General features: G+C 70.3%; 15 protein-coding genes. 6 read left to right on the top strand and 9 right to left on the bottom strand.

What is annotated here, in order from left to right; genetic code table 11:
• Positions 1 to 23: 23 nt before the first annotated feature.
• From der to ACFSOX_RS02965, 5 genes are all read right to left on the bottom strand, one after another.
• The gene (gene der, locus ACFSOX_RS02985) at positions 24 to 1,466 is read right to left on the bottom strand and encodes a ribosome biogenesis GTPase Der (RefSeq protein ID WP_378476300.1); all 1,443 of its coding nucleotides are present in this window, start codon (positions 1,464 to 1,466) and stop codon (positions 24 to 26) included.
• Between the two features lie 416 nt (positions 1,467 to 1,882).
• A complete protein-coding gene (locus tag ACFSOX_RS02980; RefSeq protein ID WP_378476299.1) occupies positions 1,883 to 2,443 on the bottom strand; it encodes a hypothetical protein in 561 nt (186 codons plus the stop codon).
• Between the two features lie 112 nt (positions 2,444 to 2,555).
• Positions 2,556 to 3,212 carry a tetratricopeptide repeat protein gene (locus ACFSOX_RS02975; protein ID WP_378476298.1) on the bottom strand — a complete coding sequence of 219 codons (657 nt, stop codon included), beginning with the start codon at positions 3,210 to 3,212 and terminating at the stop codon, positions 2,556 to 2,558.
• Between the two features lie 175 nt (positions 3,213 to 3,387).
• The gene (gene panB / locus ACFSOX_RS02970) at positions 3,388 to 4,212 is read right to left on the bottom strand and encodes a 3-methyl-2-oxobutanoate hydroxymethyltransferase (protein WP_378476297.1); all 825 of its coding nucleotides are present in this window, start codon (positions 4,210 to 4,212) and stop codon (positions 3,388 to 3,390) included.
• Positions 4,213 to 4,282: 70 nt separating this feature from the next.
• Complete coding sequence (locus ACFSOX_RS02965; RefSeq protein WP_378476296.1) at positions 4,283 to 4,885, bottom strand: NnrU family protein; 603 nt, start codon at positions 4,883 to 4,885, stop codon at positions 4,283 to 4,285.
• Between the two features lie 207 nt (positions 4,886 to 5,092).
• On the opposite strand from ACFSOX_RS02965, the gene ACFSOX_RS02960 reads away from it, so the two are divergent.
• The gene (locus ACFSOX_RS02960) at positions 5,093 to 6,097 is read left to right on the top strand and encodes a Bug family tripartite tricarboxylate transporter substrate binding protein (protein ID WP_378476295.1); all 1,005 of its coding nucleotides are present in this window, start codon (positions 5,093 to 5,095) and stop codon (positions 6,095 to 6,097) included.
• Positions 6,098 to 6,234: 137 nt separating this feature from the next.
• The gene (locus ACFSOX_RS02955) at positions 6,235 to 6,618 is read left to right on the top strand and encodes a hypothetical protein (protein ID WP_378476294.1); all 384 of its coding nucleotides are present in this window, start codon (positions 6,235 to 6,237) and stop codon (positions 6,616 to 6,618) included.
• 82 nt (positions 6,619 to 6,700) lie between these two features.
• Here ACFSOX_RS02955 and ACFSOX_RS02950 read toward each other — a convergent pair whose 3' ends face one another.
• A complete protein-coding gene (locus ACFSOX_RS02950) occupies positions 6,701 to 7,024 on the bottom strand; it encodes a CCDC90 family protein (protein ID WP_378476293.1) in 324 nt (107 codons plus the stop codon).
• 104 nt (positions 7,025 to 7,128) lie between these two features.
• On the bottom strand, positions 7,129 to 8,013 hold the full coding sequence (locus tag ACFSOX_RS02945) for a DMT family transporter (protein WP_378476292.1): 885 nt from the start codon (positions 8,011 to 8,013) through the stop codon (positions 7,129 to 7,131).
• A 431-nt stretch (positions 8,014 to 8,444) separates the two neighbouring features.
• Between ACFSOX_RS02945 and ACFSOX_RS02940 the strand changes: the two genes are divergently transcribed.
• The 3 genes from ACFSOX_RS02940 to ACFSOX_RS02930 all read left to right on the top strand — a co-directional run bounded on the left by ACFSOX_RS02940 (position 8,445) and on the right by ACFSOX_RS02930 (position 11,408).
• Positions 8,445 to 8,891 carry a hypothetical protein gene (locus ACFSOX_RS02940; RefSeq protein WP_378476291.1) on the top strand — a complete coding sequence of 149 codons (447 nt, stop codon included), beginning with the start codon at positions 8,445 to 8,447 and terminating at the stop codon, positions 8,889 to 8,891.
• Positions 8,892 to 9,096: 205 nt separating this feature from the next.
• Positions 9,097 to 9,957, top strand: coding sequence for a formyltetrahydrofolate deformylase (gene purU / locus ACFSOX_RS02935; RefSeq protein ID WP_378476290.1), 861 nt, complete (start codon positions 9,097 to 9,099; stop codon positions 9,955 to 9,957).
• A 197-nt stretch (positions 9,958 to 10,154) separates the two neighbouring features.
• Complete coding sequence (locus ACFSOX_RS02930; protein ID WP_378476289.1) at positions 10,155 to 11,408, top strand: O-antigen ligase family protein; 1,254 nt, start codon at positions 10,155 to 10,157, stop codon at positions 11,406 to 11,408.
• Here the strand turns inward: ACFSOX_RS02930 and ACFSOX_RS02925 are convergent.
• Entirely contained in the window at positions 11,386 to 12,816 is a 1,431-nt protein-coding gene (locus ACFSOX_RS02925) for a glycosyltransferase family 4 protein (RefSeq protein ID WP_378476288.1), read from the bottom strand. The two genes, ACFSOX_RS02930 and ACFSOX_RS02925, sit on opposite strands and share 23 nt — an antisense overlap.
• An 88-nt stretch (positions 12,817 to 12,904) precedes the next feature.
• Here ACFSOX_RS02925 and ACFSOX_RS02920 point away from each other — a divergent pair, with 88 nt between their 5' ends.
• Positions 12,905 to 13,813 carry a hypothetical protein gene (locus ACFSOX_RS02920; protein ID WP_378476287.1) on the top strand — a complete coding sequence of 303 codons (909 nt, stop codon included), beginning with the start codon at positions 12,905 to 12,907 and terminating at the stop codon, positions 13,811 to 13,813.
• 210 nt (positions 13,814 to 14,023) lie between these two features.
• Here the strand turns inward: ACFSOX_RS02920 and ACFSOX_RS02915 are convergent, their stop codons facing one another.
• Positions 14,024 to 14,992, bottom strand: a complete 969-nt coding sequence (locus ACFSOX_RS02915) for a hypothetical protein (RefSeq protein WP_378476286.1) — start codon at positions 14,990 to 14,992, stop codon at positions 14,024 to 14,026.
• Between the last annotated feature and the right edge of the window lie 23 nt (positions 14,993 to 15,015).

Here is a 15,015-nt window from a genome sequence, read left to right as displayed (position 1 = left end):
GTCCCGAGATGCCTTGCCCCGCCTCAGCGTCCTTTGGCGCGGGTCGCATAGGGATTGGCTTTTTCGCGCAGCGTCAGCCGGATCGGCGTGCCGGGCAGGTCGAAGCTCTCGCGCAGGCCGTTGATCAGATAGCGCTTGTAGGACTCCGGCACGGCGTCGGCGCGCGAGCAGAACAGGACGAAGCTCGGCGGCCGCGCCTTCGGCTGAGTGATGTAGTTGAGCTTGAGGCGGCGGCCCGACACGGCGGGCGGCGGATGGCCGTCGACGGCACTGTCGAGCCAGCGGTTGAGCGCGTTGGTCGGAACGCGGCGGTTCCAGATCGCGTGAATGTCGAGCACGGCCTGCATCAGCCGGTCGAGCCCCGCCCCGGTCAGCCCCGACACGGCGACGACCGGCATCCCGGCGAGCTGGGGCAGCCGGTGTTCGGCCTCCTGGCGCAGCCGCGTGAGCGCGCCCGTCTCACCCTCGGCGAGATCCCATTTGGACAGGCCGATCACCAGCGCCCTGCCCTCGCGCTCGACCAGATCGGCGATCCGCAGATCCTGCTCCTCGAACGGCGCCGTGGCATCGATCAGCAGCACCACCACCTCGGCGAACCGGATCGCGTCGAGCGCATCCGAGACCGACATCTTCTCGAGCTTGTCGTCGATCTTCGACTTGCGCCGCATGCCGGCGGTGTCGTGGACCTTGAAGGCGCGGCCGTGCCAGTCGAGATCGACCGCGATCGAGTCGCGGGTGATGCCGGCCTCCGGCCCGGTGAGCAGGCGGTCGGCGCCCAGGAGGCGGTTGATCAGGGTCGACTTGCCGGCGTTCGGGCGGCCGACCACGGCGATGCGCACCGGGCGCGGCGCCGCTGCCGCCGCCGGATCGGCGCCGGCCGCATCGGTCGAGAAACCGTCGCGCGCCGCAGCCTTCGCCTCGCGCTCGGCCCGCACCTCGGCGCGCGTCGCCGCGGCGGCCTCCTCGGTCAGATCGGGCAGCGCCTCGCGCAACGCGTCGTAGAGATCGGACAGGCCGAGCCCGTGCTCGGCCGAGACGCCGACCGGCTCGCCGAGCCCGAGCCCGAACGCCTCGTAGACACCGGCCTCGGAGGCGCGGCCCTCGCTCTTGTTGGCGACCAGCACGACCGGCCGGCCGGTCTTGCGCACCGCCGCCGCGAAGGCCCGGTCGGCCGGCGTCAGCCCGACCCGGGCGTCGATCAGGAACAGGATGGCGTCGGCGTCGGCCATCGCGGTCTCGGTCTGGGCGCGCATGCGGCCGGCCAGCGATTCGTCCGGCGCCTCCTCGAGCCCGGCCGTATCGATCACGGTGAAGTCGAGGTCGCCGAGCCGGCCGGTGCCCTCGCGGCGGTCGCGGGTCACGCCCGGCTGGTCGTCGACGAGCGCGACGCGCTTGCCGACCAGGCGGTTGAACAGGGTCGACTTGCCCACATTGGGGCGGCCCACAATGGCGATCGTGAAGGACATCGGGGCGCCGGGTGGCCTCTCGAAAGGTCGGAAACGGCCCGGCACGCGGGCCGGACATCGGGACGAAACGCAGGGCGGAACGGCGGCAGGCCGCTCCGAAAGGCACTCGATAGCACACGAGGACGCAGCGCGTATCGCCGAGGATGTCGAACACGCGCGCTGCGAATGGCGCTGCGGTCGGGGCCGACGGTCAGGCTTTCGAGACGCCGACATCCGTTAAAAGGGGATTGGATGGAACCGTTTTCACCGAGCCGGGCGGCCCAGCGAAGGCGAGGCCGAGGGCAAGAGCGCGGCGCAGCGACGCAGCGCTGAAAACGTTTTCACCAACTCTGCAGAGGGCGGTCGGGGCAGACGCCCCGATGGCCGCCGTCCCGGGCGCATCGAGGCCCGGACTTGTGGTGCGGGCGCGCCCCGACTCAGTTGCCCGGGGCGGTCGGCCAGGGCAGCGGCTGCTGCGGCACCGCGGCCGTGCCGCCCGGGGCGGCCGGCGCGGCCTCGGACGGAGCCGGTTGGCGCGGGCGCACCGGGACGGAGGCGACCGGCGTCGCCGGTGCCGGACGGGCTGCACCGCTCGGCGCCGGCGCGTCGGCCGTGTCGGGGTCGTCCTCGACCGACGGCGGCGGCGCCGCGGCGCGGCGTTGCTGGGGCGCGGGCGCCGGCGGCTGCGCCGCCTGCTGCGAGCGGGCGCGCGGCTTCGGCTCGGGCTTGGCCTCGGGCGCTGCCGCGCTCGGCGCGGCGGCCTCGGACGGCGGCGCCGCGGGGGTCTCCTCGGTCGGGCGGGCGCCGGGCAGGTATTCGGGCGGCACACCTTGCTGGATGCCGGGCACGCCCTCCGGGAACACCGGCTTGCGGTCGCCCGGGAGCTTCTTCTTGGTGTCGAACATCGCCGTGAGATTGTCGATCTGGTCGCAGCCGGCGAGCGGCAGCGCCGCCACGGCGGCGGCGGCGAGCAGGATCACGCGGGCACGGGCTCGCATCGGTCGCTCCTTCGGGTCTCGGCTCGGCTCTCGGTTCGGCTCTCGGTTCGTCACGATGCGCCGCTCGATGGTCCGGTGAGAGGTCGCCGGCGAACCATCCGCCGGCACTCGCTCAGCTCTTGGCGGCCTCGCCGATCAGGGCGAGCAGGATGTCGACCCGCGCCTTCAGTCCGGCGGGCGCATCGGGATCGGCGGCGGCGGCATCGGCCCAGCGCCGGGTCGCGGCGCCGTCGCCGGCCCTCCAGGCGGACAGGGCGAGGAGCTCCCGGGCGGTGTGGCGGAAGGCGCCGTCCGGCCGGGCGAGCGGCTCCAGCCGCGCCTGCAGGTCGGCATAGGGCGCGGTGTCGACCATCAGGAGGCCGGCCCGCACCGTGGCGGCTTCGCGGAACAGCGGCGGGTTCGACGTGTCCGCCGCGATCGCCTGGAAGCTGGCGATCGCCGCCTTCGGGTCGGTCGCGGCCTGAACCTCCGCTTCCCGCAGGCGGGCGAGGTTGCGATAGGCCGGCACCGGCGCGTCGGCCGCGAGCTTGGCGAAGGCGGCGCCCGCCTCGGCCGGCTTGCCGTCCTGGGCGAGCCGCGCCGCCGCGTCGAACGCCATGCTCGCGGTCGCGGCCTGCTTCGCCTCGTACCACTGCCAGCCGCGCCAGCCGGCCACGCCGGCGACGACGAGGATGCAGATCGCGACGATCAGGCCGCCGTGGCGCTTCCAGATCTGCTGCAGCCGTTCGCGGCGGACTTCCTCGTCGACTTCCCTGAAGATATCGGACACGCGGCGACCCGTTGTTCCTGAAGCTTTTGTTTCAACGATTTGGCGCCGCTCGTTCCGGCGCGGTGGGAGCGACGGCCGCGGTCGGCCACGCGCTCCCGGAGCCACAAGCCGCTAGACCATGCTTGTGGCGAGCGCAAGGCGCCGATCCATACGGGGCCCGGCGGGACGGAACCGGTCAGGGCGCCTTCTTCACCGGATAGACGTTCTCCGGTCCCGGGAAAGTGCGCGAGCGCACCTCCTCGGCATAGGCCGCGACGGCGCGCTCGATCGAGGGGCCGAGATCGGCATACCGCTTGACGAATTTCGGCACCCGCGGTGACAGGCCGAGCATGTCCTCGAGCACCAGCACCTGGCCGTCGCAGGTGGCGCTCGCCCCGATCCCGATGGTCGGGATCGGCACGTCCTTGGTGATCTTGGCGGCGAGCGGCTCGGCGATCGCCTCCAGCACCACCGAGAACGCCCCCGCCTCGGCCACGGCCCTGGCATCGGCCTCGATCGGCGCCCAATCGGCCGGGTCGCGGCCCTGCGCCCGGAAGCTGCCCAGCGTGTTGATCGACTGCGGGGTGAGGCCGACATGGCCCATCACCGGGATACCGCGCTCGACGAGGAACCGGATGGTCTCGGCCATCCGCACCCCGCCCTCGAGCTTGATGGCGCCGCAGCCGGTCTCCTTCAGGATGCGGGCGGCCGCGTGGAAGGCCTGCTCCTTCGAGGCCTCGTAGCTGCCGAACGGCATGTCGACGACGACCAGCGCCCGCTTGGAGCCGCGCATCACCGCGAGCCCCTGCAGGATCATCATGTCGAGCGTCACCGGCACGGTGGTCTCCAGCCCGTGCATGACCATGCCGAGCGAGTCGCCGACCAGGATCGAGTCGCAGTGCTGGTCGGCGAGGCGCGCCGTGTGGGCATGATAGGAGGTCAGCATGGCGATCGGCACCCCGCCCTTGCGGGCCAGGATGTCGGGCGCGGTCAGGCGCCGGTCGTCGCGGTGCACGGACATCGTTTCGGGTCTCTCGGTCGGGATCGCTGGTGGCGCACCGGAGCGCGCCGCGGCCGCGGCGGCGCCCGGCTCAGGTGCCGAGCGCCGGGCTGCCGAACACGGCGCGGCCGATGACCAGCGGATGGAACACGAAGGCGAGGGCGAGATAGAGGATCGTCCCGACCACCACGGTCAGGATGTCGTTGCGACGGCCGCCGACCGGAATCGGCGGCGCGCCCGGATCGGTGCGCCGCTTGAGGCTGATGCGGTCGTAGACGGCCCAGGCGAGGATCGCGCCGAAGATCAGGATCGAGCCGAGGTCGCCGTTGGCGATCAGATGCGCGACCGCCCACAGCTTCACGCCCGACAGCATCGGATGCTTGAGCACGCGCTTGATGTTGCCGGGGATGTAGGCGGCCGTGACCATGATCACGGCGGGCCACATCAGCAGCGCCGACAGGTGCCGGGTCCAGGTCGGCGGATCGTAGAGCTCGATCCACTCCCCCTCCGCCCGGTACTCGGCGAAGCCCCAGCCCATCAGCACGATGCCGGCGAGCGAGACGACCGAGATCAGGCCCTTGTAGGGAATCTCGCCGAGGCGCGCGACGAGGGCGGCGCGCCGAGCGCGCAGCGACACGACGACATGCGCCCCGATGAACAGGACGAGACCCAGAACCAGGACGACGAGCCCCATGCATTTCCCCCGGCGATCCGCGGCGAGCGGCAAAAAAAGCGGCCGGAGTAGAAGCGATCGGACCGGCCGACGCAAGAGCGACCGCGGCGTGTGCGACCGGCCGCGACGGTGCCACGCGCGCGGCGTCCGACCGCGCCCACGCGTGACAATCGCCGTCCGGTTGCCTACCAGGAGGCACCCCCTGACCTCGTCGTCCGGAGCCGCAGCATGTCCTCGGTCCGCTCCTCGGTCCGTCGCCCCCTCGCCGCCCTGCTTTCGGCCTGTGCCGTCGCCGTCACGGCGCTCGTCGGCGCCGACGCGCCGGCCGCCGCCGAGGCCTGGCCGACCCGGCCGATCCGGATCGTCGTGCCGTTCGGCCCGGGATCGACCCCGGATCTGATCGCCCGGGTCGTCGCCGAGGGGCTGCAGCAGCGGCTCGGCCAGACCGTCACGGTGGAGAACAAGCCCGGCGCCGGCGGCAATCTCGGCACCGACATGGTCGCCAAAGCGGCGCCGGACGGCACCACGTTCGGCGTCTCGATCGCCGGCCCGCTCGCCATCAATGCGCTGCTGCAGGCGAAGATGCCGTACCGGTGGGACCGCGACTTCGCCTTCGTGACGACGCTCGCGACACAGCCCTGCGCGCTGGCGGTGAGCAACGCGCTCGGCGTCTCGACCGTCGCCGGGCTCCTGGAGAAGCTGCGGGCCGAGCCCGGCAAATACAATTACGCGTCGATCGGCAACGGCTCGCTGTCGCATCTCGCCATGGAGGCGATCGCTCGGGCGAGCGGCACGCAGATCGTCCACATCGCCTATGCGAGCTCGCCGCAGGCGGCGACCGCGATCATCCGAGGCGACGCCCAGATGGGCTGCCTGCCGGCGATCGCCGCGACCTCGCAGGCGGAGGCCGGAAACCTCAAGGTGATCGCGGTCTCGACGCCCGAGCGTTACGGGCTGATCCCCGGCGTGCCGACCTTGAAGGAGAGCGGCATCCCGGTCGAGGCGGAGGCCTGGAACGGGCTGATCGCGCCAGCCGGCACGCCGCAGGCCGCGATCGACCGCATGGGCGCGACGGTGCGTGAGCTTCTTGCAGAGCCCGGCGTGCGCGAAAAGCTCGCGACCCAGGTGATGGAGCCGATCCCGTCCACCCCGGAGGCGTTCCGGGCTCGGGTCGAGGCCGAGGTGGCACGCTGGAGGCCGGTCATCGAGGGCGCCGGCATCACGGCCAACTGACGCCCGGCGAACCGAGTCGCAGGTTCTGGTCTACCTCTCTGGAATACTTAACGAATTGTTGCTCGCGGGAGGCCCCGGACGGAACCGGGTCGCGGCCTCTCGGTTGCCCTCGCGGAGCAACCGAGAGGAGGCAGACCATGAGCGACCCGCAGGACGGCATGCGCGACTCGCGGCTCGGCGACCCGCACGGCATCCACGACCCGGCCTTCGCCGACCGCACGGTCGACGCCCCCGCAGGTGCGCGAAAGAGCAGCGCCTCGATGTGGGCGTGGCTCGCCGGCATCGTGGCGGCCGTGTTCATCATCGCGATCGTCTGGGGCATGACCGACCGTAACGGCAGCCAGCTGACCATGGATCGCAACGCCCCGGCCGCGACCACCGGATCGGGCGCCGGATCGGCACCGTCGTCGGACAGCGGCGCGTCGAGCGTGCCGGGCGCGACCGGCGCCGGTGCGGGCTCCGAGCGCTCGGCGAATCCGGGCGCAGCGGCGCCTCCGGCGACCCCGGCGCCCGCCCGCTGAACGCGGTAGCGCGGCGCGACATCGAGGCCGGCCCGCCCTTGGCGGGCCGGTCTTTAGTTTATCTCATAAGGACTTGTGCGCGTCAGTGCAGACGCAGGATGACGGCCAGCGCGCCCAGCCCGGCGACCATCAGGGCACCCAGCCGGATCGTAAGCTGAAGGCCCAAGCGCTCGATCTTGGCGTCGACGTCGCGGCGAAGAACGTCCAATTGCAGATGCACGTTCTCGAAGCGAGCGTCCATGTCATGGCGCAGGCTCTCGACCGCCGCCGCGAGATCGTTCTTGGTCACCAGCTCGACCATGATGTAGTCCCGCGCCGCCTCCGCGTGAGCCTCGGCCTGCGGCTCGGGCACGCCGCCGTCGCGCAGCCGTTTCGCGTAACCGAGCGTATCAAATGCGAGCACCATGGGACACTCCCGCGCCCCATTGGTTGTATCATGTTGCATCCGCACGCGCATCCGGACAACGCCGCGGCCGACCCCAGGGTCCGGCCCTGCCGGCACCGATGCGATCACGTCTTGCGCGGGCTCGCGTTCACGAGGCCGACGCCGGCGACGCACAGCGCCATGCCGGCGAGCGCCACCGGACCGAGGCGCTCGTCGAACAGCGCCCACGCCATCACGGCGGTCGCCGGGGGCGTCAGATAGAACAGGCTGGAGATGCGGCTCGCCGAGCCGCGGCGGATCAGGAAGTAGAGGAGCCAGATCGCCCCGAGCGAGAGCACCAGCACCAGCCAGGCGAGCGCGAAGACGAGCTCGCCCGTCCACTCCACCCGCCGGGTCTCGAACAGAAGGGCGCCGGCCGCGAACACGGCGCCGGCCGCCGCGTACTGGATCAGGAAGGCCGGGCGCCAGTCGATCGTGCCGCCGTGGCGCTTCTGCCAGAGCGTGCCGGCCGTGATCGACAGGAGCGCCGTGACGATGGCGATCCAGGCGATCAGGTCGGCCTCCCCGCCCGCCATCTTGGCCTGGACGATCAGGTAGACGCCGACGATACCGAGCCCGAGGCCGGCCCATTGGCGCTGCGTCACGGTCTCGCCCAGCACCCGATTGGCGAGCGTCGACAAGAGGATCGGCTGCAAGCCGACGATCAGCGCCGTCACCCCGACGGCGAGCTTGTGGTCGATGGCGATGAACACGCCGCCCAGATAGCCGCCGTGCATCAGGAGACCCGAGACGACGCTGTGGCCGATCGCGCCGCCGCCCGGCCAGGCTGGCCGGGTGACCGCCACGACGATCGCCATCAGGCCGACGACGGCCCCCATGCGCAACGTCAGGAAGGTGAGCGGCTCGACATACGGCAACCCCAGCCGCGCGCCGATGAAGCCCGACGCCCATAGGACGACGAACACGCCCGGGGCGACGCGCGCGACGAGGATCTCGATGGTGCGCGGCATCGGGCGCTCCGAACGGGGATAGGCAGGGCCGACCAGGATTACCGACCAGGATTACCGACCGGGACCGCCGACCAGGACCGCCGACCAGGAGGTCCGGCGGGCGCGGAGGAGTCCGGGCGGTCGAGAGACTCGGCCGGGACGGCGATCGAGCCGACCGGATGCCGCCACAATGCCAGCCCGATTTCAATGAAAGAAACGAATGTTATTTATTCGATTCATCAAGCGCACTGATCGAAGAGCTGCATTTTCAGCCGCTTGGCTGCACGGCCTGATCGGCATCCGGGAGACCACGACCACCCGTGGTTAACGAATTTCAAACATACCGCGGTCAAAATTCCGCCCGGTCACCGGAACAAAACACGGGCCGGGGAATTATGGGGGGTTTGGCGGCGATGGCGCGCCTCGCATCTCTTTCGCTTGCCGCTGGACTTGTGTCCGCGCTTCTTCTGTCCGCGCTCGGCCTCTCGTCCACGACCGTCCAGGCGGCGGAGCCGGACGTCGTCATCAAGCGCGACTTCGGCGGCTATGTCGAGGAGTACAAGGCCAAATACGCCCGCATCCGCGACTCGGGCCAGCGTGTCGTCATCGACGGCATCTGCAACTCGGCCTGTACGCTCGTGCTCGGCATCGTGCCGATGAACCGCATCTGCGTCACCCCGCGGGCCAGCCTCGGCTTCCACCAAGCCTATTACGACAAGGCGTGGACGGCGGGCGTCAAGGTGACGAGCGCCGCCGGCACGGCCGAGCTGATGACCGTCTATCCGAATTCCGTGAAGCGCTGGATCGCCAGCGTCGGCGGCCTCACGGCCGAGATGAAGAAGCTCAAGAACGGCTACGATCTGTGGATGATCGTCGATCCCTGCCCGGACGAGTTCTGACGCGTTTCTCCCGACGACTGCGTGGCGACTGAGCCGGGCCGGGTGCCCGGCTTTTTCTTTGCACGCTCCGCGAGCGGCCGCTTTTTGCGTTGCGCGGCCGCCCGCCGCGGTGTCTACCTGCCGCCGACGGCGGCGGTCCTCGCGAGGGCCGAGCCGCGGCGGTGCCCCGCGTGCCGCCGGCGATCGTCCGGGACCGAATCTCGACATGACCACCAGAACCTACGTGCTGACGCTCTCCTGCGCCGACACGACCGGCCTCGTCGCGGCGACGGCCGGCTACCTCGCCGGGCGCGGCATCTTCATCACCGAGTCGGCGCATTTCGGCGACCCGGAGACGGGCCGCTTCTTCGAGCGCACCGTGTTCCGGGCCGGTCCCGAGCAGCCGCCGATCGCGGACATCGAGGCGGGATTCCGACCGATCGCCGAGAGATTCGGCATGGCCTGGACGTTCCACGACACCGCGATCAAGCCGCGCGTGCTGATCATGGTCTCGAAGTTCGATCACTGCCTGAACGATCTCCTGTACCGTTACCGCACCGGCAGCCTGCCGATCGACATCCCGGCCGTGGTGTCGAACCATCCCGACCTCGCCCGCGTGGTGGAGTGGCACGGCATCCCCTATCACTACCTGCCGGTGACCAAGGAGACCAAGGCGGCCCAGGAGGCCCAGGTGCTCGAGCTGATCGGGCGCCTGAAGATCGATCTCGTGGTGCTCGCCCGCTACATGCAGGTCTTGTCGCCGGAGCTGTGCCAGGCCTTGTCGTGGCGCTGCATCAACATTCACCACTCGTTCCTGCCGAGCTTCAAGGGCGCCCGCCCTTATCACCAGGCGCATGCGCGCGGCGTGAAGATCATCGGCGCCACCGCCCATTACGTCACCGGCGATCTCGACGAGGGGCCGATCATCGAGCAGGGCGTCGAGCGCATCGACCACACCTTCACGCCGGAGGACTTCGTCGCCATCGGTCGCGACATCGAGAGCGTCGTGCTGGCGCGGGCCGTGCAGTTCCACATCGAGCACCGCGTCGTCCCCAACGGCCACAAGACCGTGGTGTTCCGGCGCTGAGGGACGAGCCGCACGCCCATCCCCGTCGACCGCACCGACGGGACGCCGGGGCGCGACGCCGCCTCCGCGGCGAACGGTGTCGTCAGCCGAGCCGCTTTTCTCCGGCCCGAACCTGGACAACGCGATCGCGACGCCGCTAGAACATTGGAAGACATCCAAACTGTCGACCTTGTCTTCGTTCCGCGGGCGCGTCGGTCATGAAAACGAAAGCAGCCTCTCTCCACAGGACTGCTGCGCAGTGGATCGAGGCGCACCAGCTGCTCCAGAATTGCTGCATTCTACTGGTCTGTCTCGTTTATATCCTGCCGAACGTCTGGGCCATCCGCACGATGTATTATGTCATCGTGCTGCCGTTGCTTCTCCTCACGATCACCCCGCCCGAGATCGCCCGCATCGGCCGATCGCCGATCTTCCTCTCGGCGGCGATTTATTTCCTGGTGTTCGTGATCGCATCGCCGTTCACGATGGAGGTCGACAACGGTGCCGTCGTCGGCCACATCCGCAACGCGGTGCTGGTGCTGAGCTACATCGCGATGCTCGCGATCCTCGCGTCGCGCGATCCCGCCTTCGCGGTGCGTCTGTTCACCTATGTGGGCGTCACGGCCGCGATCGCGGCCGCCGCCAACATCTGGGTCTTCTACGGCGGGCTGCCGCCGCTCGACCGCTTGCCGCCGCGCCTGGAAGGCATTCCGGGCCAGACGATGTACTACAATTCGAACTACGTCGCGTTGGGATACGCGATCCCCTGCGTCGGTGCCGTCGCCGCCATCACGGCGGGCACGCGCCGTCCGATCGCGGTTCTTCTCGGCGCCGCGGCACTGGTTCTGCTCGCCGCCGTCGTGTTGACCCAAACCCGCAACACGCTCATCGGACTGGCGACCGGGATGGCCGTCCTGATCGTGCTGCTCCCGCACCGATTCGGCCTTGCGACGAAACTGAGCATCTGGACTCTGGCAATCTCGGCCGCGGCGCTCGTGCTCCTGCTGCTCGGCAACTCGTTCCTGTCCCGCGGTGACAGTTATCGGCTGTTTCTCTGGGATGCGTATCTGGGCTATCTCGCGGCGCATCCTTGGGCCGGATCGGGGCTGACCACGCCCCTCCCGGTGATCTTGCCCGACGGCACCGAGATCCTTCAGCCACACAACATGATTTATCATGCCGCATTGAGGGGCGGCGTCTTCGCCGGTCTCGCGTTGGCGACCCTGTTCGGCGCGGTGCTGGTCGCCGGAACACGACAGTCGTGGCGCACCGGATCGCCTGTTCTGCTCGCTCTGGCGGTCGCGTCGATCGTCCCTCTTCAGATGGACTTCCCGTTCCTGGCGGGCTCTTTCGGGCTCGACTGGGTGACGCTGTGGTTGCCGATCGGGCTCGTGCTCGGCGCCAGCTTGCCGAACGTGCCGAAGGTGAGCGACTCCGTCCCGGGAGCCGTCACGACGGGAGCAGGCTTCTGACCCGCGAAAAGAACAGCGCGGCCGCCTCGTCCCAGGTCGGGTGCCGGAAGGTGGTCGTGATCCGCTCCTCGTAAGGAGCGCGGGCGGCCGGGTCGGTGATCCATTCGCGCAGCGCGCGCGACCACGCGTCGACGTCCTCCGGATCGAGACATGGCGAGAATTCGCCCGCCACCTCGGGCAGCGAGCCGCCGGTCGACGCCAGCACGGCCTTGCCGAACTGGAAGGCCTCGACCAGCGGCAGCCCGTAGCCCTCGTAGCGCGACGGGTAACAGCAGAACGCCGCCGTCGCGTAGAGCCCCCGCACCGTGGAGTCGTCGATCCCCTGCAGCCGGACCAGCGTGCCGGCGAGCCGGGGATCGGTGTCGAGCGCCTTCACAAGCTCGTCGACCATCCAGCCGGCGCGCCCGACGAACACCAGCTTGAAACCGGCCGCCTGCGGCACGCCCTCGGCGACGAGACGCAACCACGCCTCGTACAGCACGCGGTGCCCCTTGCGCGGCTCGATCGTGCTGACGAACAGCGCGAAGCGGCCGGGCTCGAGCCCGGCCGGCAGCGCCGGCGGGGCCGCTGCCGCAGCCGCCACCGGAACGTTGGCGCCGAGCGGCACCACGGTGGTGCGTCCGAGCGCGAGGCCGCGCGCCCGGCAGTGCGCCTGCACGTCGGCCTCGACGCAGCGCGAGGTCACGAGGACGAGGTCGGCGATCGGCAACGCCTGCTCGAAGTAGCGGGTGAACTGGGCGACGTCGTGCGGCTTGTAGAACTGCGGAAACTGGATCGGAATGATGTCGTAGCACACGAGCGCGAAGCGGAACGGCGTGGCCTGCTTCTGCGCCCGCAGCGCGCCGATGTTCGAGTAGCTCCACCCCGATCCGGCGCCGATCAGAATATCGTCCGGCCGGAACGCGACCGGCTCCGACCTCAACCCGTCCGCCGGGATGAAGTCGCGCCGGCTGCCGTCGCTCTTGACCATGAAGCCGCGGTATTTTCGCGACATGACGGCGCGTTGCCAGCGATCGATCCGCGCTGCCCATGCCGTGTCGCCGGCCGCGAGCCGACGGCGCTCCAGCGTGTGCAGCAGCATGTGGCGCGACTGCAGCAGCCAACGCATGGCCGGCCGCAGCACCGCCGGCACCCGGTCGCTCTTGCGCTCGCCCGGGCGGGCCGGATCGGGCAGCCCGATGGTGTCGAGCACCGCGTCGCCGGCGAGGAACCGATCCGACGTCGCCCGGTCGAGGGCGCGATACCGCATCGTCAGCGGATCGAAATAGACCGCCGTGCAGGTCGGCACGTGAGCAAACGCCCAACGGGCGAGCTCCTGCTCGACCCGCAGGATGCCGACCGGCGGCCCGGCCCACCGCATCGTCCACGACAGATCGAGCAGCATGCGCGGTTGCGCGTCGGTGGTCATCGGAGCCGCGGCCCGTTGCTTGTGAGGCGCCCCCAATGGCACGCCGGACGCGTGCTGGACAAGCCCGTTCGCTGCCGTATAAGCAGGCATGCCCCGGCCCTTGTCCGACTATTCGTTGCGCGAGTGGGGGCGGCTGCGTCCGCTGCTGCACGCCGTCAAGACCCGTCGCTATCGCCTCGTCGATGCCGCCTATCGTCGTCAGCCCGAGACCGCGGGCGACGCCGGCGCGATCGCCCGGTCGATCGCGGGCCGCAACGTCCTGATCACGATCGCGTTCGCCGACCCGGAATCGATCCGCTGGCAGATCGCGCTGGTGCGCCATTACGTGCCGTCCGCCGTCCACGTGATCGTCGACAACTCGCCGAATCCAGAGGTCGCGGAGCGGATCCGAACCGTCGTGACCGAGGCCGGCATCCCCTATCTGCATCTTCCGCCGAATCCGTGGACCGGCAAGGAGCCGAGCCGCTCGCACGGCGCGGCGCTGAACTGGACCTGGCACAACCTGATCCGCGCCGGCGCGCCGGCCGCCTTCGGGTTCATCGACGACGACCTGTTTCCCACCGCGCCGGACGATCCGTTCGCGCCGCTCGCCACGCATCAGGTCTGCGGGCCGATCCGGCGAGTCGCGCCGCGCTGGTTCCTGTGGGCGGGGTTCTGCGTGTTTCGCTACGACGCGGTGGCGCACCTGCCGCTCGATTTCGGCCAGGACTGGTTCGTCGGCCTCGACACCGGCGGCGCCAATTGGGATCCGCTCTACAGCCGGATCGATCCGGCGGCCGTATGCGAGATCGAGAGCCGCTGGGTGGCGTTCAAGCCGGGGATCGATTGGAAGGACGGCCCGCTGCAATGGTGCGGCACCTGGCTGCACGAGGTCGGCCTGATGGGACGCCCCGACCTGTTCGAGGAAAAGCGACGGACCGTGGTGGCACTGATCGCGCCGCATCTCGCGGCGGCGGGCGCTCTTCCCGCGTCGGCGGGCGCGGCCGCGGCGGGCTGATCGGCCCTGCCCGCGTCCCTCACCCGGATGCGCGAGATCCGACCTCCCTCGGAAGGCTTTGTATGATTCGGTCATTCCGGGGCGGCGCACCGCGCCGAAACTGGAATCCAGCCCAGACAGTCGCGTTCGCCGCTGGATTCCGGGTTCGCGCCTTCGGCGCGCCCCGGAATGACGAATTCTGCAAAGCCCACCGCCGGGGAGAGGTGAAGGTCAGAGCTTGTCGAGCCTGGCGCAGGCCGGCGGGCTGCGGGTCGCGGCGCGCAGAAGTCCGAGCACGACCGGGCCGCGGTCGCCGTCGACCTGGCGCCAGGCCGAGGCGTTCATGACGTGCAGCCAGCCGTCGACCCACTGTACGTAGTCCCTGTGGAAATCATAGCCGGTGCCGATCCGGGTGAGCCGCTGGTCGGCGAAGACGAGCTTGGTCTCGTCGAGATCGCGGTAGATCACGGCCCAGTTCTCGCCGCCCGTATCCATGCCGTAGCGGTAGGTCGGCACGAAGTTCATTCGCTGCACCGGCACGTCCGCGGTCCGGTAGAAGCAGAAGCCGGCCCACAGCATCCAGGCCTCCGGCAGCCGGCCGCTCGGGCACCGCACCCCGAACACCGGCTGGTCGGCGAGCCGATCGGCGATGCGATACGGGGCGAGCGGAAAGATGTCGTGGTCGATGAAGCCGAAGTATCTCGGACGGAAGCGTGCGACCAGGTTGCGGGTCGCCCAGACCAGCGCGCAGCCGTGCGACTGGCTCGCGGTCTTCATGCTGCCGTTGTAGGGATTGTCGGGCAGCCCGACATAGGGCACGGCCTCGCGCCGGCAGAACGCCCGGATCGCGTCGCGCTCCGGCCCGCGCGGCGAGTTGTCGAGCACGACGAAGCTCCGGTGCTCGGCGAGATGCTCGCGCACCAGCGGCACCTGCCATTCGAGCAGGTCGAGGCGCTTCCAGGTCACCACCCCGACGATCGCCTCGGACAGCGCCGCCTCGCGGCCGGCGAGGTCGATCGCGTCGCTCGGGCGCCGTGCATACCAGGACGCGGCGTGCCGGCGGATGCCGTAGCGCAGCACGTCGCGGGACACCCGAATCTGGGGCCGCAGGAGCAGCTTCTCCTTCAGGGTCCAGACCCGCGGAGGCGGCGCGTCGAGGCCGGTCCGCGGCCGCTCGTCCTTGGCTTCCGTCTCGCTCATTCCGCCTCCGGCCGACGCCTCAC

The organism is Rhodoplanes azumiensis (assembly GCF_042682915.1).
Lineage (GTDB): Bacteria > Pseudomonadota > Alphaproteobacteria > Rhizobiales > Xanthobacteraceae > Rhodoplanes > Rhodoplanes azumiensis.
The sequence above is the reverse complement of the archived record's forward strand: the minus strand, read 5'-3'. Positions and strand labels throughout refer to the sequence as shown.